The 20644-nt window shown below is 64.0% G+C and carries 22 protein-coding genes and 1 tRNA gene; 10 read left to right on the forward strand and 13 right to left on the reverse strand.

The window, feature by feature from the left end; genetic code table 11:
* The first annotated feature begins 13 nt into the window (after nucleotides 1-13).
* The 3 genes from IVB48_RS17425 to IVB48_RS17435 all read left to right on the forward strand — a co-directional run bounded on the left by IVB48_RS17425 (nucleotide 14) and on the right by IVB48_RS17435 (nucleotide 1717).
* Nucleotides 14-850 (forward strand): ATP-binding cassette domain-containing protein, encoded by an 837-nt coding sequence (locus IVB48_RS17425; protein ID WP_247401179.1) that lies wholly within the window; start codon nucleotides 14-16, stop codon nucleotides 848-850.
* Between the two features lie 31 nt (nucleotides 851-881).
* A complete protein-coding gene (locus IVB48_RS17430) occupies nucleotides 882-1463 on the forward strand; it encodes a flavin reductase family protein (protein WP_247401181.1) in 582 nt (193 codons plus the stop codon).
* A 95-nt stretch (nucleotides 1464-1558) separates the two neighbouring features.
* Nucleotides 1559-1717: a hypothetical protein gene (locus IVB48_RS17435; protein WP_018453881.1), complete on the forward strand. Its 159-nt coding sequence runs from the start codon at nucleotides 1559-1561 to the stop codon at nucleotides 1715-1717.
* 110 nt (nucleotides 1718-1827) lie between these two features.
* On the opposite strand, the gene IVB48_RS17440 is transcribed toward IVB48_RS17435, so the two are convergent.
* The 9 genes from IVB48_RS17440 to IVB48_RS17480 form a co-directional block, all read right to left on the reverse strand.
* Nucleotides 1828-2982 (reverse strand): M20 family metallopeptidase, encoded by a 1155-nt coding sequence (locus IVB48_RS17440; RefSeq protein ID WP_247401182.1) that lies wholly within the window; start codon nucleotides 2980-2982, stop codon nucleotides 1828-1830.
* Nucleotides 2983-3198: 216 nt separating this feature from the next.
* Nucleotides 3199-4584, reverse strand: a complete 1386-nt coding sequence (locus IVB48_RS17445) for a sigma-54 dependent transcriptional regulator (RefSeq protein ID WP_247401184.1) — start codon at nucleotides 4582-4584, stop codon at nucleotides 3199-3201.
* 44 nt (nucleotides 4585-4628) lie between these two features.
* The gene (fliN, locus tag IVB48_RS17450; RefSeq protein ID WP_007596160.1) at nucleotides 4629-4979 is read right to left on the reverse strand and encodes a flagellar motor switch protein FliN; all 351 of its coding nucleotides are present in this window, start codon (nucleotides 4977-4979) and stop codon (nucleotides 4629-4631) included.
* Between the two features lie 3 nt (nucleotides 4980-4982).
* Complete coding sequence (locus tag IVB48_RS17455; RefSeq protein ID WP_007614077.1) at nucleotides 4983-5603, reverse strand: FliH/SctL family protein; 621 nt, start codon at nucleotides 5601-5603, stop codon at nucleotides 4983-4985.
* The gene (fliG, locus tag IVB48_RS17460) at nucleotides 5603-6694 is read right to left on the reverse strand and encodes a flagellar motor switch protein FliG (protein WP_007614076.1); all 1092 of its coding nucleotides are present in this window, start codon (nucleotides 6692-6694) and stop codon (nucleotides 5603-5605) included. The genes IVB48_RS17455 and fliG overlap by 1 nt, the downstream gene beginning before the upstream one ends.
* 17 nt (nucleotides 6695-6711) lie before the next feature.
* Nucleotides 6712-8319, reverse strand: coding sequence for a flagellar basal-body MS-ring/collar protein FliF (fliF, locus tag IVB48_RS17465; RefSeq protein WP_247401186.1), 1608 nt, complete (start codon nucleotides 8317-8319; stop codon nucleotides 6712-6714).
* Nucleotides 8320-8511: 192 nt separating this feature from the next.
* Nucleotides 8512-8787: a DUF1153 domain-containing protein gene (locus IVB48_RS17470; protein WP_002714638.1), complete on the reverse strand. Its 276-nt coding sequence runs from the start codon at nucleotides 8785-8787 to the stop codon at nucleotides 8512-8514.
* Between the two features lie 373 nt (nucleotides 8788-9160).
* On the reverse strand, nucleotides 9161-9868 hold the full coding sequence (locus tag IVB48_RS17475) for a flagellar hook capping FlgD N-terminal domain-containing protein (protein WP_027570434.1): 708 nt from the start codon (nucleotides 9866-9868) through the stop codon (nucleotides 9161-9163).
* A 13-nt stretch (nucleotides 9869-9881) separates the two neighbouring features.
* Nucleotides 9882-11666, reverse strand: a complete 1785-nt coding sequence (locus IVB48_RS17480; RefSeq protein WP_247401187.1) for a flagellar hook-length control protein FliK — start codon at nucleotides 11664-11666, stop codon at nucleotides 9882-9884.
* 211 nt (nucleotides 11667-11877) lie between these two features.
* On the opposite strand from IVB48_RS17480, the gene mnmA reads away from it, so the two are divergent.
* The 5 genes from mnmA to IVB48_RS17505 all read left to right on the forward strand — a co-directional run bounded on the left by mnmA (nucleotide 11878) and on the right by IVB48_RS17505 (nucleotide 15040).
* Nucleotides 11878-13059, forward strand: coding sequence for a tRNA 2-thiouridine(34) synthase MnmA (gene mnmA / locus IVB48_RS17485; RefSeq protein ID WP_018453891.1), 1182 nt, complete (start codon nucleotides 11878-11880; stop codon nucleotides 13057-13059).
* A gap of 19 nt (nucleotides 13060-13078) precedes the next feature.
* Entirely contained in the window at nucleotides 13079-13717 is a 639-nt protein-coding gene (locus IVB48_RS17490) for a class I SAM-dependent methyltransferase (RefSeq protein ID WP_247401189.1), read from the forward strand.
* A gap of 44 nt (nucleotides 13718-13761) precedes the next feature.
* Entirely contained in the window at nucleotides 13762-14118 is a 357-nt protein-coding gene (locus tag IVB48_RS17495; protein WP_247401193.1) for a hypothetical protein, read from the forward strand.
* A 324-nt stretch (nucleotides 14119-14442) separates the two neighbouring features.
* A tRNA-Met gene (locus IVB48_RS17500) sits at nucleotides 14443-14519 on the forward strand.
* 251 nt (nucleotides 14520-14770) lie between these two features.
* The gene (locus IVB48_RS17505; RefSeq protein ID WP_018453910.1) at nucleotides 14771-15040 is read left to right on the forward strand and encodes a hypothetical protein; all 270 of its coding nucleotides are present in this window, start codon (nucleotides 14771-14773) and stop codon (nucleotides 15038-15040) included.
* Between the two features lie 102 nt (nucleotides 15041-15142).
* Here the strand turns inward: IVB48_RS17505 and IVB48_RS17510 are convergent, their stop codons facing one another.
* Entirely contained in the window at nucleotides 15143-15871 is a 729-nt protein-coding gene (locus tag IVB48_RS17510) for a DUF72 domain-containing protein (RefSeq protein WP_247401195.1), read from the reverse strand.
* Nucleotides 15872-15916: 45 nt separating this feature from the next.
* Nucleotides 15917-16846: a Ku protein gene (locus IVB48_RS17515; protein WP_027570439.1), complete on the reverse strand. Its 930-nt coding sequence runs from the start codon at nucleotides 16844-16846 to the stop codon at nucleotides 15917-15919.
* A 909-nt stretch (nucleotides 16847-17755) separates the two neighbouring features.
* Here IVB48_RS17515 and IVB48_RS17520 point away from each other — a divergent pair.
* Nucleotides 17756-17995 carry a hypothetical protein gene (locus IVB48_RS17520; RefSeq protein WP_247401197.1) on the forward strand — a complete coding sequence of 80 codons (240 nt, stop codon included), beginning with the start codon at nucleotides 17756-17758 and terminating at the stop codon, nucleotides 17993-17995.
* Nucleotides 17996-18012: 17 nt separating this feature from the next.
* Here the strand turns inward: IVB48_RS17520 and IVB48_RS17525 are convergent, their stop codons facing one another.
* Together IVB48_RS17525 and IVB48_RS17530 are read right to left on the reverse strand one after the other, a co-directional pair.
* A complete protein-coding gene (locus IVB48_RS17525; protein WP_346659002.1) occupies nucleotides 18013-18384 on the reverse strand; it encodes a response regulator in 372 nt (123 codons plus the stop codon).
* An 85-nt stretch (nucleotides 18385-18469) separates the two neighbouring features.
* Entirely contained in the window at nucleotides 18470-19090 is a 621-nt protein-coding gene (locus IVB48_RS17530) for a response regulator (RefSeq protein WP_247401201.1), read from the reverse strand.
* A 1206-nt stretch (nucleotides 19091-20296) separates the two neighbouring features.
* Between IVB48_RS17530 and IVB48_RS17535 the strand changes: the two genes are divergently transcribed.
* Nucleotides 20297-20488 carry a hypothetical protein gene (locus IVB48_RS17535; protein WP_247401203.1) on the forward strand — a complete coding sequence of 64 codons (192 nt, stop codon included), beginning with the start codon at nucleotides 20297-20299 and terminating at the stop codon, nucleotides 20486-20488.
* Nucleotides 20489-20644 lie beyond the last annotated feature (156 nt).

A 20644-nucleotide genomic window follows, 5' to 3' on the forward strand; every position in this document is an offset into this window, starting at 1 on the left:
TACTGGGAATCACATGCAGACAGCCCTTCGTACCTCCCTTCCGGACACCGAACTCGCCAGCCGCGCCCATTTCGCGCCTCACGCCCGCGTCGTGCGCGAGGAGCGCCCGGTGCAGACATCTGGCCTGCCGCTCAGCATCCGCGGCTTGCGCAAATCCTACGGCGACAACGAGGTGCTGCGCGGCATCGACCTGCACATCCCCGCCGGCCAGTTCGTCGCGATTGTGGGCAAGAGCGGCTGCGGCAAGAGCACGCTGCTGCGCCTCATCGCGGGTCTGGAGAGGTTCGACGCCGGCAGCATCTCGCTCGGCGACGCCGTGAAGCCCGAGGATATTCGCGTGATGTTCCAGGAGCCGCGGCTGTTGCCTTGGGCCCGCGTTCTCTCCAATGTCGAGGTCGGCCTCGGTCGCGATCGTTCATCCAGTGATGCGCATACACGCGCCGATAAGGCGTTGACCGAAGTCGGACTGACCGACAAGCGCGACCAGTGGCCCTCGGTACTGTCGGGCGGCCAGAAGCAGCGCGTAGCTCTTGCCCGCGCGCTGGTCTCGCGTCCCCGTGTGCTCGCCTTCGACGAGCCGCTTGGCGCGCTGGACGCGTTGACCCGCATCTCGATGCAGCGGTTGCTGGAGCGCGTCTGGCGCGACCAGGGCTTTACCGCGATCCTGGTAACCCACGATGTCGCCGAGGCGGTCGCGCTGGCCGACCGGGTGCTGGTGATCGAGGAAGGGCGGATCGCCCATGACGTTGTGGTTAACACGGCCCGGCCGCGCCAACGTGGCTCGGCCGAGCTCGCGGGTCTCGAAGGCTCGATCCTGAGCCACCTTTTGTCGGCGGACGATCGTACCTAAATAGAGGGAACCCCACTTCGGGGAGTATGCCATGAATGTAGTGCCCCGCGATCTCATGACTGAAATCCCCGTCTCCTCCGCCGATTTCCGCGGCGCCATGCGCCATCTCACCGGCGGCGTCAGCGTCATCACCGCCGGACGGGGCAAGGACATCACCGGCATGACCGTCACATCGGTCAGCTCGTTCTCGGTCGATCCGCCGACGCTGATCGTCAGCATCAACCGCGACGCCTCCTCCTTCCCACTGATCCGTCGCCACGGCGCTTTCGGCGTGAACATCCTCGCGGCCGATCAGCTCGACATCGCCGAGCGCTTTGCCGGCAAGGGCGGGATCAAGGGTGCCGATCGTTTCGCGGGCGCCAGATGGGTGACGGCGGTCTCGGGTGTTCCGCTGCTGGTCGGCGCATTGTCCGCCGTCGATTGCGAAGTCGAGGAGATCTTCGAGCGCCATTCGCATGGGATCATCATCGGGCGGGTGCGAGACGTCAGGAATTCGACCCGCAATGCTGCGCTGGCCTATTGGCACGGCCAGTACGTGGCGGTGGATCAGGACGAAGACGCGGTCAGGCTTGCGGACGTCAGCGTTCCCACCCACGTTCGGCGCGGCGTTTGATCGCCGCCGGCCACAGGCCGTGCAGGCTGGCCTTTTCCCCGTCATCGCTCTAGAAGCGCTGCCTGAGCTTCCCGCCGGGACAGCAATGGAGCGCAATGATGAAACGCGTCGCGACCTGGGCTTTCTATGCGGTCGGCGCGCTCGCGATCGCCTATCTCGCGCTCTATGCCTATGCGATGTTCAGCGGCCATCCGATCGTGCCGGGCGACCCCATCCAGATATTCCGCAGGCCGGATGCGCCGAGCTATTCGTGAGGTTCTCTCCTCGTCATGGCCGGGCTTGGCCCGGCCATCCACGCGCCGCCGCGCTTCCCGGAGAGACGTGGATGGGACAAGCCCGGGCATGACGGCGGAGTGCGTGGCGACTACCCCCGCGAGATTGCCAGCGCCAGCGCCAGCGCCTGCGCGCGCGGCACGATGCTGTCGAGCTCGAGATATTCCTCCGGCGTGTGCGCGAGCCCGCCGACCGGGCCTAGTCCGCAGATGGTCGGCGTTCCGACCGCGGCGGTGAAGCCGGAATCGGCGCAGCCGCCGGAGAACTCGCCTTCGAGCGTGGTGAGGCCGGCCTGCTTTGCGGCGGCCTGATAGTTCTCGAACAACGCCTTTGAATCGGCGCTCTGCACCACCGGCACGAACTCGCCCTTGACCGTCAGCGTCGCGCTGGTGCCGGGCACGTAAGGTGTCGCGATGATGGTCTCGATCGCGGCCATCACCCTCGTGCGGTCCGCCGGATCGACGTAGCGCAGGTCGATCTGCCCTTCAGCGTAAGGCGCGGTCGTGTTGACGGATTGCCCGCCCGAGACAAGGCCGACATTGAGCGTGATGCCCTTGTCGAGATCAGTCAGCGCGTGGATATGCACGATCTTGTGCGCGAGCTCGCCGATTGCGCTGACGCCGGCGGCGAAATTGGCGCCGGAATGCGCGGCTTTGCCGATGATGGCGAAATGCATGAAGATGCCGCCCTTGCGGCCGGTGACGATATTGCCGGTCGGGCGGCCTGGCTCGGAATTGAACACGGCGCGCGCGGCGCGTCCTTCGCGCTCGATCACCGGCCGTGAGGAGGGCGAGCCGATCTCTTCGTCCGAGGTGATCAGCAGCTTGATCGGGTGCGGATTGCCGCCGAATTTGTGGAAGGCAGTTGCCACGAATATGTTCATGACGACGCCGGACTTCATGTCCGCAACACCAGGACCATAGGCGCGCTTGTCTTGAATCGTGAACGGACGCCGCGCGGCCTCGCCTTTGCCGAACACGGTGTCGCGATGTCCCATCAACAGCACCGGCTTCTCGTTGCTGCCGGGCTTTGCCACCTCGGCGTGGATCGCATCGCCGAAAGTACCGTGGCTTTCGCGCCGGAACGGAATGCCGTGCTCGGCGAAATGCTGCTCGAACCGCGCCCCGACCGCATCGACGCCTTCCTTGTCATAGGACCCGGAATCGATGTTCACGACATCGCGCAGCAGGTCGATCATCGCCTGCCGCTGCGTCGCCAGCCAGTCCGTGATTTGATCTTGAGACATGTTGATCCTCGCGTGGTTCTCACGCGGGTTTATAGGGCCTTGCGGGGGCCTGACCTAGTCGCCGGATGCGGTGCGGCCATGCTGCGGTTCAAGGCGGGATATCTCTCCACCTTCGCCGGGACGACACTGGGGCGTGGCGCGCGGTGACGTTCTATCTCAAACAAAAATGCCCGGGACTGGGCCCGGGCATTCGCATTCTCTCAATCGGCGTGGATCTTACGCCCCCACCATCGGCATGCGCGGATACTCGCCCGGGGTGCCGGCTGGCGTGATCGGAATGCCGCCGTCGGAATATTCGTTGAGCTTGTTGCGCAGCGTCCGGATCGAGATGCCCAGGATATTGGCGGCATGGGTCCGGTTGCCGAGGCAGTGCTTCAGCGTCTCCAGGATCAGGTCGCGCTCCACATCGGCGACGGTGCGGCCGACCAGAGCCCGCGTCACCTGCTCGGCGGCCATGGTGGCATGCGCCACGGCCGGCACGGTCTTGGCGAGGTCGAGGCGGTCGCCGTCGGGCGTGAGGATCGCATCGGCGCCGATCTCGTCGCCCTGCGCCATCAGGACCGAGCGGTGCATCGTGTTTTCGAGCTCGCGGACGTTGCCCTGCCAGCGGTTGGTGGAGAGCACGCGGCGCGCTTCCGCCGAGATCGGGCGCATCGGCACGCCGTTCGCTTCGGCGTATTTCTTCACGAAGTGCTGGGCGAGCTCGAGAATGTCGAGGGGACGCTCGCGCAGCGGCGGGATCTTCAGATTCACGACGTTGAGCCGGAACAAGAGGTCCTCGCGGAACGTGCCCTCGCGCACCGCGTCCACCAGGTTGCGGTTCGAGGTCGCGATGATGCGGATGTCCACCGGGACGGGCTTGGTGCCGCCGACACGGTCGATCACGCGCTCCTGGATGGCGCGGAGCAGTTTCGATTGCAGGCGGACGTCCATCTCCGAGATTTCGTCGAGCAGCAGCGTGCCGCCGGTTGCCTCCTCGAACTTGCCGATGCGGCGGGCGATCGCGCCGGTGAAGGCACCCTTCTCGTGGCCGAACAGCTCGGACTCCAGCAGATGCTCGGGGATCGCGGCGCAGTTGATCGAGATGAACGGGCGCTTGGCGCGTCCCGAGCGGGTGTGGACGTAGCGAGCCAGCACTTCCTTGCCTGTCCCGGATTCGCCGGTGATCATCACCGAAGCGTCCGAGCCCGCGATCTGCTGGGCGAGCTTGATCACCTTGGCCATCGCCTCGTCGCGATAGACCAGCTCGCGGGAATCGTTGGCGACTGCGGCCAGCACCGCTGCGATCAGTTCCGGATCCGGCGGCAGCGGGATGTATTCCTTGGCGCCGGCATGGATCGCGGCAACCGCGGCGCGGGCGTCGTTGGTGATACCGCAGGCGACGATCGGGGCGTGGATGTGCTCGGCCTCCAGACGCATCACGAGGTCGCGGATGTCGAGAGCGACGTCCACCAGCAGCAGGTCGGCGCCCTTGCCGCCGCGCAGCACGCGCATCGCCTGTTCGTTATCCTCGGCGTGGGTCACGGTGGCGCCGTTCGCCATCGCGATCTTGGTGGCGGTGGTGAGCTGGCCCTTCAATGTGCCAACGATGAGAAGCCGCATGTCAGTCTCCTGTCCGTCTGGTCGCGCTGCCGCGCGTCGTCGCTTTAGGCGCGTTCAGTCTTGATGATTTCAGTCATGGTCACGCCGAGCTTGTCCTCCACCAGGACGACTTCGCCGCGGGCGACCAGCTTGTTGTTGACGTAGATGTCGATGGCCTCGCCGACGCGCCGGTCGAGCTCGAGCACGGTCCCGGGTCCGAGCTTCAACAGCTCGCTGACGTCCATTTTCGAGCGGCCGAGCACGGCCGAGACCTGCACCGGCACGTCGAATACAGCCTCGAGGTCGGCGGCGGCGCGCGTCGCATATTCGTCCTCGTTGTAGCCGACGTCGGTGCCGGTAGGCGGCATCGGGCCGTTGAGATCGGGCAGCGGGACCTGTCCGTCAGTGTCGCTCATGATTTAACTCCCCCTGCGGGACGCAACGTAGCGTCCCACCATTTCGTCGATCTTGGCCGCGATGGCGGCGCGCTCCAGCACGACGCCGCCATCGGCCCATTCGATCCGGCAGTCGCCGGTGGCAATCTCGGGCTCGGCCAGAATCACCAGCCGGCCTTCAAAGCCGTTCTGCCTGGCCAGCCGCTCGATGTTCTCGCGCGCGGCATCGTAGAGCGCGTCGTTGATGCGGACGACGAGATGCGGCGTCGCGACCAGATGCGAGAAGCAGTCCTTGACCAGCGCGACGATCTCGCCGAGCGGCTCGGCGGCGACCAGATCGGCGCACAGCTTGCGCGCCACCGCGACCGCGACGTCGACCGCCTCGGTCTCCATCTTGGATTCGATGTTGCCGATGCCCGAAGCGATGCCCCGGATGGCGATGTTGATCTCTTCCATGGCGAGCGCGACACGGCGGTCGCTCTCGGCTTTGGCCTCGCGCTGGCCAGCGGCGAAGCCGTCCTGATAGGCGCGCGCCTCGGCTTCCGCGACCTTCTGGGCGATCTCGGCCGCGGTTGCGGCCTTCTCGCGCGTCCGGTCGGGCGCTGCGAAGTCGTTGTCGAACAGGAATTTTGCCGGAGCGGCCATCAGTACACCAGCTCGTCGTCGGCGCGGTTCTTGGTCAGCATGATCTCGCCCTTGGCGGCGAGGTCCTTGGCGAGATTGACCAGCAGCGCCTGGGCCTCGTCGACGTCGCGCAGGCGGACCGGACCCATCGCCGCCATGTCGTCCTGGAGCATTTTGGCCGCACGAGAAGACATGTTGCCGAAGAAGAAGTTGCGGACGTCCTCGTTGGCGCTCTTGAGCGCGACGCCGAGCTTGTCCTTGTCGACGTTGCGCATCAGGGTCTGGGCGGAGCCGGAATCCAGCTTCACGAGGTCGTCAAAGGTGAACATCAGCGCCTTGATGCGCTCGGCCGATTCGCGGTTGTCCTCTTCCAGCGAGGTGATGAAGCGGGTTTCGGTCTGGCGGTCGAAATTGTTGAAGATTTCCGCCATCACCTCGTGGGCGTCGCGTCGGCGGGTCTGGGACAAATTGGACATGAATTCGGTCCGCAGCGTCTTCTCCACGCTCTCGATCACCTCCTTCTGCACCGCCTCCATCTTCAGCATGCGGTTGACGACGTCGAGCGCCAGATCCTCGGGGAAGATGCCGAGCACGCGGGCGGCGTGTTCCGGCTTCAGCTTCGACAGCACCACCGCGATGGTCTGCGGATATTCGTTCTTGAGATAGTTGGCGAGCACCTCTTCCTGCACGTTGGAGAGCTTTTCCCACATGTTACGGCCGGCGGGGCCGCGGATTTCATCCATGATGCCGTTGACGCGCTCGGGGGCCAGGTATTGCTGGAGCAGCCGCTCGGTGGCGTCGAAATTGCCCATCAGCGCGCCGGAGGCCGACATCCGCGAGACGAACTCGAGCAGCATGTCCTCCACCGTGTCGACCTCGACGGTGCCGAGCGTCGACATCTCCAGGGAGAGCTGGCGCACCTCGTCGTCGTCGAGCAAGCCCCAGATCTTGCCGCCATATTGCTCGCCGAGCGCCAGCATCAGAATCGCGGCGCGCTTCGGCCCCGGTACTGCTTCGGTCTTGGCGCCCGCGCGGCCGACGGCACGCTGACCGAGCGTGGAGATCACGCTGGTGATGTCGTTGGAATTGGCGTTTTGCAGGGCAGCGGCCATGTCAGATCACTTCTCGATTATTTCGCGGGTTCGGTCAGCCATTGGCGGATGATGGCGACGGTCTCGTTGGGATTGCGCTCGGCGAGTTCGCCGACGCGATGGACGGATTGGGCATGGACCTGGCCCTGGACGGTGGCGACGTCGATCGCGCTCGCAGCGCCGCTCGGCAGGAGCGGCTGGCTGGCGGGCGCGGCCTCGTCGCTCGCCGGACCGGTGAGGACGCCGGAGATGGCGGCTGCGACTTCGTCCGATGCCAGGATGCGCTTGACCAGCGGCCGGATCACCAGGAACAGCACGACCAGGCCGAGCAGCATCATCACGCCAAGCTCGACGAAGTACATGACGTCGTCCTTGGTGAACTGGAGCATGCCGAGCAAGCCGCTCGGCTCCGTGATCGGGGTGGTGGAGGGGGCGTCGGCAAAGCGCAGATTGACGACCTCGACCTGGTCGCCGCGCTTCTGGTCGAAGCCGATCGCCGAGCGCACCAGCGTGGCGATGCGATCGAGCTGCTCCTTGGTGCGGTCCTGGTAGGCCAGATCGCCCTTCTCGTTCTTGGAGTAGATGCCGTCGACCAGCACCGCGACCGAGATGCGGTTGACCCGGCCGGCCTCGGTCACCTCGGTCTTGGTGGTGCGGGAGATCTCGTAATTGTTGGTCTCTTCGCTCTTCTTGCTCTGGTCCTTGGCCGCGACGCCGCCATTCTGCTGGTTGCCCGGCAACTCGTTGTTGACGGTGACCTGGCCGTTGTTGTCGGCCGTCATGCTCTGCTCTTCGCGGGTCTGGCTCGAGCGCAGCACGCGGCCTTCGGGATCGTACTTGTCCGAGGTCTGGGTGATCTTGTTGAAGTCGAAATCGGCGGAGAGCTGGACCCGGGCGCGCCCCGTGCCCACCACGGAGGAGACGATGTCCTCGACCTGCTTGCGCATCCGCTTCTCGAAGGCGGTGCGGCGCTCGTCGCCAATCTGCTGGTCCGGATCGGTCTGGGCGCCGTCGGCGAGCAGCTGTCCAGTCTCGTCGACGATCGAGACCCGCTGCGGCTTCAGCCCGTTCACTGCCGAGGCCACGAGGTGGCGAATGGCGCGGATCTGCTGGGCTTCCAGCGCGCCGCGGACCCGAACCACGATCGAGGCCGACGGCTCCGGCGCCTCGCGCGAGAACAGCGGGCGCTCGGGCAGCACCAAATGGACGCGGGCGGCCTGGATGCGGTCGATGGCGCGGATGGTACGGGCGAGCTCGCCTTCCAGCGCGCGGAGATGGTTGATGTTCTGGACGAAAGAGGTGGTGCCGAGCGCATCCGACTTGTCGAAGACCTCGTAGCCGACGCCGCCGCCCTTGGGCAGGCCGCCCTCGGCGAGCTTCATCCGCAGGCGGGTGACCTTGTCCTTGGGCACCATGATGATGGTGCCCTCGTTGCGCAGCTCGAACTGGATACCCTGGCGCTCCAGGTCCTTGATGATGCCCGAGGAGTCCTCGACGCTGAGGTCGGTGAACAGCGTCGTCATCTGCGGCGTGGTGACGCGCATGATGACGAACGCAAAGAAGCCGACGAGCGCGGCGGTGACCGCGATCATCGCCCCGAACCGGGCTGCTCCAATACCCTTCAGAAAGTCCGCAAGACCTTGCAAGCAACCGCCCCGACAGATTCGGCTGCTTTCACAGGAAAGGCCGACTGGGCAATTATTGCCTAGGTGATGGTTTCGATATGGTTAACGAAGGTTAAGAGCTGCGACAAAAGTCGCGCCAAAACGAAACATGAAAAAAATCGGCCTCGCAACGCGAGGCCGATTTTCGTCAAAAGCCGCAGATTTCCGGATTGCCTACTGGCGATATTGTTGGATACGGGTGGTGCGAAGTCCCGCCAGACCATGCTGGTCGATCGAAAACTGCCAGGAGAGGAATTCGTCAACCGTCAGGGTATAACGGCTGCAGGCCTCCTCGAGGGAGAGAAGACCGCCACGGACTGCGGCGACGACCTCGGCCTTGCGGCGGATGACCCAGCGTTTGGTGCCGGGTGCAGGCAGATCCGCAATCGTCAACGGACTACCGTCCGGCCCGATGACGTATTTTACCCTCGGGCGATGGGGTTCTGTCATGGCGTACTCACAAACTCTCAACCACTGAACTCACTCAGGAACCCTACGCGCGCCGGCTTAAAAATCCGCTAAGCCTAAGGCTTCAATACAATTCTCGTTGAAAATGGCTGGAACGCAGCCGTCTCGACCGGCGGGACGGTGCGTCCAGGCGGGCCGAGGGGGGTGTTCGTAAATACTTTACTAACGAACGAGGCCTGCGCGCGACGCTGCAAGGCCCCAATTGTCGTCCTGGCGAACGCCAGGACCCATTACCCCAGGGAGGAGTTGCTACGACGACTCGGGGTCAGGTCCTCGCGCCTAAACGACTTGCGGTGGTTATGGGTCCTGGCTTTCGCCAGGACGACACCGAATATTCAGTCGCGACATTCCGCCTTTAATTGCTGGCCGTCGCGATGATGCTCTTGACCTGGCTCAGGGTGTAGCTGGAGCCGTCGATGGTCAGCAGCGGCGGCGATTGGGTCAGGTCGACGGACGACACCGTGCCCTGCACCTGCGCGGCGATGCCGACATTGTTGTTGGCGACATCCTTGCCCGTGGCCGAGATCGTGTACTTGCCGTCGGGCCATTGCGTGCCGTCATTGCCCATTCCGTTCCAGGTGAACGGAACGTCGGTGCCCGCGCCGGCGGTGTATTTGCCGGTGAACACGGTCTGGCCGCTGGCATTGGCGATGGTGATGTCGACGGTGGCGTCGCTCGGCACGTTGAGATGCCAGGTCGCCGATGAATTCGTCATGGTCCCGGTGGTGCCGTCGACCAGGGCGGTCTTGCCGACGAAGCCGAGCGCCTGGGTCGCCTGCGTGGTCTGTTGCAGGGTGACGAGCTGGGACAGAGAGTCGTTGGTCTTGAGCTGCTGCTCGACGCCGGCGAACTGCACCAGCTGCTGCGTGAACTGGTTGGTATCGAGCGGATCGAGCGGGTTCTGGTTCTGCAGCTGCGTCGTCAGCAGCGTCAGGAAGGTCTGGAAGTTGCCGGCGAGCGTCGCGCCGGTGGTCGAGCCCAAGCCGGGGTTCGACGAGGATTTCGGCAGGTCCGTCGTGCCGGAGACGACGGATGGGGCAGTGGCGGCATTCGTGGTGGTCATGATCGAATACTCCTCACACTCTGATGTCGACGCCGCTGCTCGATCCGAGCATGCGGCCGTAGCTGCGCCCGACCGGGGCCGCGGGAACTGCGTCCTCGTCGCTGACGATCAGCCGGCGGGCATTGCCGCCATTGTCGTTGTTCTGGCCGGAGTGCTGGCCCGATGAATTCTGGTCGCGCAGGCTGAAGGACAGCCCGTTGCTGCCGGTCTTGAGGCCGGCATCGTCGAGCGCGCGCTGCAATTGCGGCGCGTCCTGCCGCAGCATCTGCAGCGTCTCCGGCTTCTCGACGGTGAGATGCGAGGTGACCTGGCCGTTGCGGTCGACATTGATGCGGACGTCGATGCGGCCGAGGTCGAGCGGATCGAGGCTGATGTCGAACCGGGTCTTGCCCGCGCGTGCGGCGGCGGCAATTTCGATCGGCACGCCGCTGATCGGTATGGCATTGGCATTCGCCGCGGTCGCCGTGAGCGTCGCGGTCGAAGCGGTCGCGGCCGAAGTGGTATTGGTCAGCGGCGCTTGGATGGCGGAGGCCGCCTGCGCGCTGGCGTCGGTGGTGGGGATAGCGGCCTGCATGCCCGCGTGGGCATGCGGTGTTGCCGTCGCCGGTGCGGCATCGGCGGTGCGGTCGGAAGTCCCTGCCTTGGTGTCGGCCGCGTTCGCGTCGATCGGCGGCTTGTCGGCTTGCGGATGCGCTGTGGTGGCGGAGGCTGCCGTCGCCGAGGTCTGCGCGGCGTTCGCCTTGCCGGTGTCCTGACCGATATTGGAGACGTCGCTCGCGCCTTGCGCAGTGGCTGCGGCCTTGAACGAGGTTTTTGGCGTGCCCTGGTCGACGGCGGCGATCAGGCCGCCATTGGTCTTCGCGTCCGTCGCGGTCGAATCGGTCGTGCCGGTCGCGGCATCGGCCAGCGTCGCCGAGGTGTCCGCATCGACCTTGGCGCTCGCGGCCTTGGCGCTCTTGTCGCCCGGCGTCGCGGTATCGGTCTTGGTGCCGGCGATCTGCGCCGTGATGGACGCGCTGGCGGCGATGCCGGCGGCGGCAATCGTCAGCGGCGAGGAGGCGGGGCCGGCGGCCTGGTTCGCGGTCGCGTTGGGATCGACCGGCACGGCCACCACGAGTGCATTCGGATCGGGCACGGCGGCCTGCGTCGCGTCAATCTGCGCGGCGGCCGCGGTATCGACGGCGGCGGCGAGGCCATCGGTGCCGTCGGCCTTGTCCGCTTTGGTCTCGTCGGACTTGTCCGCAGACTTGTCGGCCGATTTGGCGTCGGACGCCTTCGGCTTGTCCTTGGTCTTGCTATCAGCCTTGGCCGCATCGGCGGTCGAGTCGTTCCTGGCGTCGCTCTTGGCGTCGTTCCTGGCGTCGTTTTTGGCGGACGCGGAATTGTCGGCGTCGTCGCTGGCCTTGCTCTGCGAGGACTTGTCGCTCGCGGAGCGATCGCGCGGGCTCTTGTCCGGGGCGGAGGACGATGAATCGGTCCGCCGCGGGGTGTCCTGTGCGGAGGACGCCGCGCTGTCGTTGATCGCCTGGGTGTTGCTGTCCACCAGCGAGCCGAAGGAATCGTTGGCGGAGCTGTCTTTCGGGGCTTGCGACCGGGCAGGCTTTTGCTGCCCGCTCTGCACTTGCACGCTTGCCGCTACATCTGACGTACGACCGACCACAGGCAACCCCTTGGAAACATCTTCGCCATGAAAGGTAGCAAGGAGCGGGCCATCCTTGCGCGATGAAGTTTTATCGAGACAAATCAATATCTTGGCGAATTGGCGCCTCCGCCGCGAGGCCTCTCGAAGCCCCGCCATTTCTGCCTCCCCGGCAAGAATTGCCGTAAACCATGCGGGGTCCGTGATTGCTTCACCGGAAGGCCGCCTATATTAAAGAGACAGCTCTCAGCCGCTTTCGACCGGGCAGGCCGCGCCATTCGGGAACTCTCAGTTCCCGCGGGTCGCCGTTGTCCCGCCGGAAGCACCCAGCGGATCGCCCAACGCCGCCGTCCACAACGCTTTAAGGCCCATGCTCAACAGTCTGGATCTCGAAGGCCGTCCTGAGGATACCAGGGTCGTCGTTGCCATGTCGGGCGGCGTCGATTCATCGACGACGGCTGCGCTCTTGAAGGCGGAGGGCTACGACGTCGTCGGCATCACGCTGCAGCTCTACGACCACGGTGCGGCCACCCATCGCAAGGGCGCCTGCTGCGCCGGCCAGGACATCCACGACGCCCGCGACGTCGCGGCCAAGCTCGGCATTCCCCATTACGTGCTCGACTACGAGGACCGCTTTCGCGAGTCCGTCATCGACAATTTCGCCGACAGCTACGCGCTCGGCGAGACGCCGGTGCCGTGCATCGAGTGCAATCGCTCGGTCAAGTTTCGCGACCTCTTGAAGACCGCGCGCGAACTCGGCGCCACCGCGCTCGCCACCGGCCATTACGTCGCCTCGCGCCGCCGCGACGATGGCTCGCGCGCGCTGGTGTGTGCCGCCGATGCCGATCGCGACCAGAGCTACTTCCTGTTCGCGACCACGCAGGAGCAGCTCGATTATCTGCGCTTTCCGCTCGGCGACATGACCAAGCCCGAGACGCGCGAGCTGGCGCGGCGCTTCGGTCTTGCCGTCGCCGACAAGCACGACAGCCAGGACATCTGCTTCGTGCCCACCGGCCGCTACACCGACATCATCACCCGCCTGCGGCCGAACGCGATGGACCCCGGCGACATCGTCGATCTCGACGGCCGCGTGCTCGGCCGGCACAACGGCATCGCCAATTTCACCATCGGCCAGCGCCGCGGCCTCGGCATCGCAGCCGCCGCGCCGCTGTTCGTGGTGCGGCTGGAGGCCGCCAACCGCCGCGTCGTCGTCGGCCCGCGTGAGGCGCTGAAGATGCACCGCATCGTGTTGCGCGACGTTAACTGGATCGGCGATGGCGACATCGACCGCGCCATCGGCAATGGGCTCGAAATGTTCGTGCGCGTGCGCTCGACCCGCGCGCCGCAGCCGGCGTGGCTGCGCGGCGCGAACGGCCATTACGAGGTCGAGCTCGTCGCCGGCGAAGAGGGCGTTTCGCCGGGACAGGCCTGCGTGTTTTACGACGCACCTGGCGGCCAGGCCCGCGTGCTCGGCGGCGGCTTCATTCAAAGCGCCGCCGCGAAGGCCGCAAGCAGCACGACGAGGCCGCTCGCAGAAGCGGTCCGCGGCTAAAAAAATATAGGGCAGGGGCATGGCAGCAGACATCTCGCGGGCCGGGGTCGAGAAGGCCTATGGCCGCTGGGCGCCGGTCTACGATCTCGTGTTCGGCAAGGTGTTCGACGCCGGAAGGCAGTCGACCATCGCCGAGGCCGACCGCATCGGCGGCCGCGTCCTCGACGTCGGCGTCGGCACCGGGCTTTCGCTCTCCGACTATGCGCGCACCACGAAGATCTGCGGCGTCGACATCTCCGAGCCGATGCTGCGCAAGGCGCAATCGCGCGTGCGGAGCTTGCGGCTCTCCAATGTCGAGGTGCTCTCGGTGATGGACGCCAAAAACCTCGCCTTCCCCGAAAACTTCTTCGACGCGGTGGTCGCGCAATACGTCATCACCGCGGTGCCCGATCCCGAAGGCACGCTCGACGAGTTCGTGCGCGTCCTGAAGCCCGGCGGCGAGCTGATCCTGGTCAACCACATCGGCGCCGAAAAGGGTTTGCGAAAACTCTCCGAGCTCGCGTTTGCGCCCTTGGCCCGCCGTCTCGGCTGGCGCCCGGAGTTTCCGTGGCAGCGCCTGATCGACTGGGCCGCGAAACACGGCGGCGTCACCCTGGCCGAGCGCCGCCCGATGCCGCCGATGGGGCACTTTTCCCTGATCCGCTACCTCAAATCGTGATCGGGCGCGCGGAACACGCGGGCTGACCCGCGCGTTTCCCTCCCATGCGCACCACATCGAACATCATTCTGGCCAGCCTCCTGATCGCCGCCTCCGGCAGCGCGATCGCGCAGGCCCCGCCCGCCCCGGCGACGCCGCCGCAACAAACCGCGCCGCCATCCCCGCAGCACGCCACCGGTTGCACGCCGCAGGACCGGCCGAACCGCTCGGCCGACGGCACCACAACCGGCCAGTCCCGGGAACCGCTCGGCGACAAATTGGCCAAATCAGATGGCGTGCTCTGCCCGCCCTCCGGCGTCGATCCCGAGATGCACGCCCCGGCGCCCAGCACGAACGGCGCCATGCCGGTCATCCCGCCGCCCGGCAGCCCCGGCGGCGACCCGACGGTACGGCCGAAATAGCTGTCGCGCCGAAGCCTTGGCGTAGGCGGAGCCTGTTCCGCATCCCCAATCTCGCCGTCATGCCCGGGCTTGTCCCGGGCATCCACGTTCTTGTGGCCGCGCGACGGCCGTGGATGGCCGGGACAAGCCCGGCCATGACGGATTCAGCGCCAAAAGGCCCAAATCCCGCCGACATGTCCGCCGAAGCTTTAGCGAAGGCGGAAGCCTTGGCGAAGGCGGAAGCTTTAGCCAAAGCGGAAGCAAACTCGGATTGACAGCCCGCCGCCCCCTTCCTTATATGCCGCGCGTTCGCGAGATGGCCTTGTTCGGCCCTCGCGACCCTGTGGCGGGGTAGCTCAGCTGGTTAGAGCACGGGAATCATAATCCTGGGGTCGGGGGTTCGAGTCCCTCTCCCGCTACCAAAAAATCAACGCGATATCCAAGGCTCGGGAGCCGTCGTGTCCGGCCTGCCACCTTGAGAGAGCTCTAGGCTCCATTCGCGACCCTGCAGAAGCACTGGGCGCGCCTCATGCCGGCGCCGGCAGTCGGCTTGTGCACAGAGCCGCGGAACAAGGGGACGAACCTCAGCTCTGCCGACTACGAATCCCTGCTGCGTGCTAACCGCCGGAACGATAAGACGGGCGAAGGATTCGTCCCGGCAGGAGCAAGCTCGATGCTGATGACGAAGGAAAGACGACCGGCGATCCGAACGCTGCGCGGATGGGCGCTCAGCGTGCTGCAGGAAGCGGGCGCCATCCACGAATGCGAGGAGCACGGCTGGGCGAAGGACCGGGCCGACCCGCATGCGCGCGAGCACGCATTGGATATAGCCAGGCAGGAGCCACCCGAGGGCTTGTCTCCGGATCAGGCCGTCGGGCAAGTGCGCGAGGTTTTGCATTCGATCGGCGATACGTGCCCGGAGTGCCCGCCACGTCCCGATTAGGTCCCCTGCGCTGTCGCGCCGCTCGGATCGCGTGCGAGCCTCAAAGGCCTTCGACAAGGCTGGAGGACGTGAGGGATATGAGCGGACTTGCTAAAAGGCCCTTCAAGCGAGCAAGTCTAGTGCGTTCTCGATCGCTGCGCCGGCGGCGGTGTTGTCGAAGATGCACCAGGTCTCACTAGATGACGACGCAGCACCGAGCCGCACCTTCAGCGATCGCAGGAACGCCCCGTCGTAAGCGGAGTAGTAAATGCGCGGCGCTCCATGCAGTCGAAAATAGCGCAAGCCCGGCCACCCGCCCGGCAGATCGGCATCGGGCACCCGCGCCGGATCCGCGGCGACGCGGGCAATCCGACGTTCCCTGAGCCAGGCGCCGACCTCGGACGTAAACCAGCTGACGTGACGTGGCTCGCAAGCGAGAGCGGCTGAGGTCCTTTCCTGCAGCGCGCGGAACAGGAACTCCGCATCGGACTCAACGAACATTTTGCGAGGCGCAAACTGAACGAGCAAAACCCCGAGCTTCGCACCAAGTCCGGCGCTCTCTTCGATGAACCGATCGAGTTCACCCTGCGCAAGCTGTGACGAGTGAGTAACAGACTTCGGGACCTTTACCGAAAAGCGGAAATCATCTGGCGTCGCGTTCGCCCACTTCTCATAGGTCGAACGCCGGTGCGGCTTGTGAAATGATGAGTTGATCTCGGTGGCGTTCAACACCCGCGCGTAGCGTTCAAGCTGGCTACCTACCCCGCCAACTCTTTCCTTCCAGACTCGCGGAACATTCCATCCCGCTGTGCCGAGCCGCGGCTCAGCCTTGACATGCGCGGCCTCTTCCATGTCAGTCCGTAACTGCCATCGGACATCACCGGATGTTTCACAATCTCACGCCGACTTCCGCCGCGTCCCTGCTGTCGGCTTCTTCGCCGTCGCTTCCTTAGCCAGCTTCTTACCGGCGATCGGCATCAGCATTTCCTTCTGAGCCGCGGCAGCCTTCTTCGTCTTCTTGGCAGGCTTTTTCGGAGCCTCGGTCTTTGCTGCTGCCCCGCCGACGCTCTTGCGTAGCGCGTCCATCAGATCGACGACGTTCTCGCCTTTCGGTCGATCCTTCGGCACGATCGGCTTGCCGGCGCGCTTCTGGTTGATGAGCTCGATCAGCGCGCTTTCATAATGGTCCTCGAACTTCTCCGGCTCGAATGATCCAGCCTTCTGGTTCACGATGTGCCTGGCCAGATCGAGCATGTCCTTCGTCACTTTGACGTCCTGGATCTCGTCGAAGTATTCCTGCTCGCTACGAACCTCGTAGGGATACCGCAGCAAGGTGCCGACCAGACCCTTGTCCATCGGCTCGAGCGCAATGATGTGCTCTCGGTTGGTGAGCACCACGCGCCCGATCGCAACCTTGTTCATCTCGCGGATGGTCTCGCGGATGACCGCGAAGGCGTCGTGGCCGACTTTTCCGTCCGGACGGATGTAGTAGGGGCGAATTAGGTAGCGCGGATCGATGTCGGCCTTGTCTACGAACTCGTCGATCTCGATGGTCCGCGTGGATTCCAGCGCGATCTCCTCAAGCTCCTCCTTGGTCACCTCGATGAACTGGTCCTTCTCGAGCTGGTAGCCCTTGACAATGTCCTCGTTGGGCACCTCGTCGCCGGTCTCGGCGTCGACTTTCAGGTACTTGATCCGATGACCGGTCTGACGGTTGAGCTGGTTGAAGGAGATCTTCTCGCTCTCCGACGTAGCTGGGTAGAGCGCCACGGGACAGGTGACCAACGAGAGACGCAAAAAGCCTTTCCAGTTCGCGCGGGGGGCCATGGTACGCAACACTCCATTGCGGGGACTTGGACTCAAGACGAACGGCGGGCCGCAGTTCCGACATCACCCGCAGGTGTCCACTGCAATTGATGCCACGTCCCGGTCAAGCGGCCTGAATATATGGCGGGCGGTCATGACTCATACGGACAAAATAAGAACATACAGCGGTGACCCAACCCATGGCAGATCCTCGGTCACTAGACCTTTGTGGATCAGCCAATCCGTTGCTCAAAGGGGGGCGGCAACCCAGCCCGTCGGGCAAAACACCCGCCATCCCCGTCAACCCCTCCCCGCAAAAATATTCCACTTCGCCGAAATTCGGAAATAGCGTATGTGTCGGCCATCCCGGCTCATCCTTGAGGGGCGATCTCGTTGTCGTCTTGATTGCGAGCCGGGCTTGCGATGGACGCGGCAGCGTCGGCACGAGATGGTGCGGGCAGGGCGGGTAGTCCCTGTGAGCCCGCAACCGCGTGCGGACGAGCGGCGCTGCTAGGCTTCGTCTCGTCTGTAAGTTTCCGGCTCCGTCGACTGGGCCGGGAAAACTGCGGTGAAATGGCGGGCCGTGCGTACGGCAAAACCGTGTGGTCCTGGCGTCTAGGGAATTCGTGCTGTCGGGGAAAACTCGAAAAGCCTCTTTCAATGAGGGTTTTAGTGGGTGTTCACGACCTCGGCCCCGACCGGCGGAAACGCGCCGGGACCTATTAGGCCCTAGTTTCACCGCATGTGCTGCCGAAGGGTGGCCCGCTGTGCTGTAGACCTGCGCTGGCGGCGCGCTGTGGGGCCTGCCTGGGTCTCGAGGCTGACGCCTGCGAGACGCCGTGCCGCTGTCGGTGTGCGTTTCTGCCCTCCCTTGAGGTAGATCAAATGCCGGGGCCGGATGTCGGAAAAGGTCTGGGAGGGCGGTGCGGCATGAAGCAATTATGCGAGATTGGGGCGGAGAGCGGTGCTGCGATTGCGGCGATCCTTTGGTTTATTTCCGCGAGGATGAGGCTGAGCAAGGGAAGCAAGGTCATGCGCGGGCTCGCCAGCGGCATTGACGATCCAAGGCAGGTCTTGCTCTTGGTTTATCAGCAAAGTCGATGGAGCGCGTGGGCCGCGATTGCCGCCGGTTCGGCTGCGCTGTTCGCGCTGGCCGATGGCTTTTTCTGATATCGAGTGGTTGGGCCCTACGAACGCGCCGCCGATGCTTTCTTGAGCGGCTCTATCAGTTCCTCAGCCGAGAATGGCTTTGTGAGAAATGCGACGCATCCAGCTCGCAGTGCAGCCTCGCGCGCCGAGGGGCTCCCATTGCCCGTGATGAAAATGACCGGGACCGCAACGCCTTCGGCTTTGAGTTGATGCCGGAGGTCGATCCCTGATCTCCGGTTCAGGTCGATGTCCAAGATGATGCAGAGCGCCTTGTTGATGTTCGCGTGCTGCTCCAGCTCTTCCGCTGACGAAAAGAGGATCGGTTCATAGTCATGCTGGCGGAGCAGCCGTTGGACAGCCCTCAGCATTCCGGGATCGTCGTCAACGACTATGACTTGCCTGCTTTGCACGCCGCGACCTCTTGATCGCTCTCGGAGTGCATGGCGCTATCAGCTCTGGGGAGCCGTGGCATTTACCTGTGATAATCTTTCCAGCTCAGAGGGTCTGTTCGGCAGGTGACGCAAGAGCGCCGATCCGCTCGGCGACGGATACAAGTTCAGCCAGCGACTGAACCTGCATTTTCTCCATCACCATATGGCGGTGGGCTTTGATGGTGCGCTCCGTGCAACCTAACGAGCGGGCGGCGTGCTTGTTGGTGTCACCGCGAACGACACAGTCGAAAACCTGACGCTCTCGCGGCGTCAACGCCGCCACGTGAGCCCGAACCATGTCCAGCTTGATCTTCAGCCCACGCGACACCTCGTGACGCGCAATCGCCCGCGCAACCGCCTCAAGAAGCGTGTCCGACCCGACGGGCTTGATCAGGAAGTCATCCGCCCCGCCCTTGATGGCCAGCACCGTGGCAGCAATATCCGGATGACGACTGATGAAGATGATGGGCAGTTCGCTCAGCAGCGACTGTAGTTTCGGGCCACTCAGTCCAGGCATCCGCGCGTCGAGGAGGACGCAGCTGGGTAGACCTTCGCTCGGCAAGTGATCCAGCAGGTGTTGAGCCGAAGCATACGTGGCGACTTCGTAACCGGCGAGTTTCAAACGTCGTTCCGTCGCTGTCCGGAAGGACGCCTCGTCATCGACTATGTGTACCAACCCTTGCACGGCTCTCTCCCCAAGAGAACCCTCTCAGCTTATCGAGTGATTGCAACCAGCGCACGTTATCTTTGTGTGTTTCGTGGGGCGGGCTGACTTTGTCCGTGGCAGGGTGGTGGTCACACAAACGACGAGACCCCGCACGCACTCAGAAGATTTTCATTCATGTAAGGGTCTAGCGTGACTATTGCTGCTTCCGGCCTGGTCGCCTAGGCGATGGATGCCGGCAACGCGACGTGGTCACGATGCCCTGACGCTCAACGCTGAACGACGGTGACTGTCCGCAGGATGGCGTCCGGGTCCTTCTAAGGGCTTGAGTTTGTGCGGGGACCGCGCGACCGTGAAGTACGAATATATTTGCAGTTGATCATATCGCGCTAAATTTATGCGGATCGGTACACAATGGCGGCGCGCCATTGGCGGATGCTTGATGTCCGCCGACATCCAGAGCTTGACTAATCACGTCCGCTAGGGCCCACAAGCGGTCAACGCGCCCGTCAGTCATGCTGGCCGGAGGAGTTCCTACCATCACCTATCGGTTCGCTTGGCGGGCTGATGTCCTTTGATCGCGTGTCGCTTAAAGGTTCGGATGGTCGCGACGGTCGAGCCTTCTTCAAGCATTTCAACGCAGCCCGAGCGTGGCGAGCGGCTTCTTCGTTACCTGATTTTTCAATCTCTTCGACAGCCCAAGCCAAATACTGAATGGCGGTGTCATGGTGAGCAGTATTCCGGTCCGACATTGACTGACCTTGTAGGCGTGGTCTTTCAAAACTCCTCTAACGCTCAGTCGGGGCAATCGGATCACATTCGTATCAAACCGTTCAGCGCGGGCACGTCACAAGACGATGCGATATTTAGAACGAGGGTTCGCCGCGTACCAAAAAGCACAAGGAGAGTGCGAGCGCCGCTGTGGGTCAAAGGTGGCCTTAGTGATCACCGGCAGCTTGCTTCCGGTTGCCGAGTTATAGCGGAACCTTTCGCCGCGAACCGGAAGTTCAGTTAGGGGGCTGTGTGGATGACCAGAAGTCGGCATTAAAACCAACCTCGCCGCAATCAGGACGGGAAAGTAGCGCGCCGTTGCACGGTTCTTGGTCACGTGCCTCGTCCTTACTCAAAAAGCGAACCAGTTTGATGGTATTTTGAGCGCCCTCTACATTGCCTTCGTGATCAGGGAACCTAACATGGTCCTCGGTGCATCACACTTCTGGAGATTTTATGAAATACATTGCCGTTATCACAGCCGCGGCTGCGCTGGTAGCAGCCATCACACCTGCGCTTGCAGGGAGTGCGACGCAGAACCCCGAGTGGCTCGCGAGGCAGAAGGTTTGCAAGAAGGAGGCTTCTGCGCAGGGGCTCCATCTGTCGAAAAAGCGGGCGTATGTCAAAGAATGCATGGCTAAAGGCTAGTATTAACCAGCATCGCATCAACAACCCCGCTTCGGCGGGGTTTTTTTGTTCGGCCTTGCCGCCACTATCCTCGCCTGCTTTCATGATCTTCTTTCGCGGCTCGCTGGAAGCCTTGTGCAAACTGCAACGTATTACGTCGGGGCCATCAGCGGCACC

Source organism: Bradyrhizobium sp. 76 (assembly GCF_023073025.1).
Taxonomy (GTDB): domain Bacteria; phylum Pseudomonadota; class Alphaproteobacteria; order Rhizobiales; family Xanthobacteraceae; genus Bradyrhizobium.

Excerpts from the sequence above, each read along its gene's own strand:
- IVB48_RS17425 (WP_247401179.1), top strand. The coding sequence starts at position 14 with ATGCAGACAGCCCTTCGTACCTCCCTTCCGGACACCGAACTCGCCAGC.
- IVB48_RS17430 (WP_247401181.1), top strand. The coding sequence starts at position 882 with ATGAATGTAGTGCCCCGCGATCTCATGACTGAAATCCCCGTCTCCTCC.
- IVB48_RS17435 (WP_018453881.1), top strand. The coding sequence starts at position 1,559 with ATGATGAAACGCGTCGCGACCTGGGCTTTCTATGCGGTCGGCGCGCTC.
- IVB48_RS17440 (WP_247401182.1), bottom strand. The coding sequence starts at position 2,982 with ATGTCTCAAGATCAAATCACGGACTGGCTGGCGACGCAGCGGCAGGCG.
- IVB48_RS17445 (WP_247401184.1), bottom strand. The coding sequence starts at position 4,584 with ATGCGGCTTCTCATCGTTGGCACATTGAAGGGCCAGCTCACCACCGCC.
- fliN (WP_007596160.1), bottom strand. The coding sequence starts at position 4,979 with ATGAGCGACACTGACGGACAGGTCCCGCTGCCCGATCTCAACGGCCCG.
- IVB48_RS17455 (WP_007614077.1), bottom strand. The coding sequence starts at position 5,603 with ATGGCCGCTCCGGCAAAATTCCTGTTCGACAACGACTTCGCAGCGCCC.
- fliG (WP_007614076.1), bottom strand. The coding sequence starts at position 6,694 with ATGGCCGCTGCCCTGCAAAACGCCAATTCCAACGACATCACCAGCGTG.
- IVB48_RS17470 (WP_002714638.1), bottom strand. The coding sequence starts at position 8,787 with ATGACAGAACCCCATCGCCCGAGGGTAAAATACGTCATCGGGCCGGAC.
- IVB48_RS17475 (WP_027570434.1), bottom strand. The coding sequence starts at position 9,868 with ATGACCACCACGAATGCCGCCACTGCCCCATCCGTCGTCTCCGGCACG.
- IVB48_RS17480 (WP_247401187.1), bottom strand. The coding sequence starts at position 11,666 with ATGGCGGGGCTTCGAGAGGCCTCGCGGCGGAGGCGCCAATTCGCCAAG.
- mnmA (WP_018453891.1), top strand. The coding sequence starts at position 11,878 with ATGCTCAACAGTCTGGATCTCGAAGGCCGTCCTGAGGATACCAGGGTC.
- IVB48_RS17490 (WP_247401189.1), top strand. The coding sequence starts at position 13,079 with ATGGCAGCAGACATCTCGCGGGCCGGGGTCGAGAAGGCCTATGGCCGC.
- IVB48_RS17495 (WP_247401193.1), top strand. The coding sequence starts at position 13,762 with ATGCGCACCACATCGAACATCATTCTGGCCAGCCTCCTGATCGCCGCC.
- IVB48_RS17505 (WP_018453910.1), top strand. The coding sequence starts at position 14,771 with ATGCTGATGACGAAGGAAAGACGACCGGCGATCCGAACGCTGCGCGGA.
- IVB48_RS17510 (WP_247401195.1), bottom strand. The coding sequence starts at position 15,871 with ATGGAAGAGGCCGCGCATGTCAAGGCTGAGCCGCGGCTCGGCACAGCG.
- IVB48_RS17515 (WP_027570439.1), bottom strand. The coding sequence starts at position 16,846 with ATGGCCCCCCGCGCGAACTGGAAAGGCTTTTTGCGTCTCTCGTTGGTC.
- IVB48_RS17520 (WP_247401197.1), top strand. The coding sequence starts at position 17,756 with ATGAAGCAATTATGCGAGATTGGGGCGGAGAGCGGTGCTGCGATTGCG.
- IVB48_RS17535 (WP_247401203.1), top strand. The coding sequence starts at position 20,297 with ATGAAATACATTGCCGTTATCACAGCCGCGGCTGCGCTGGTAGCAGCC.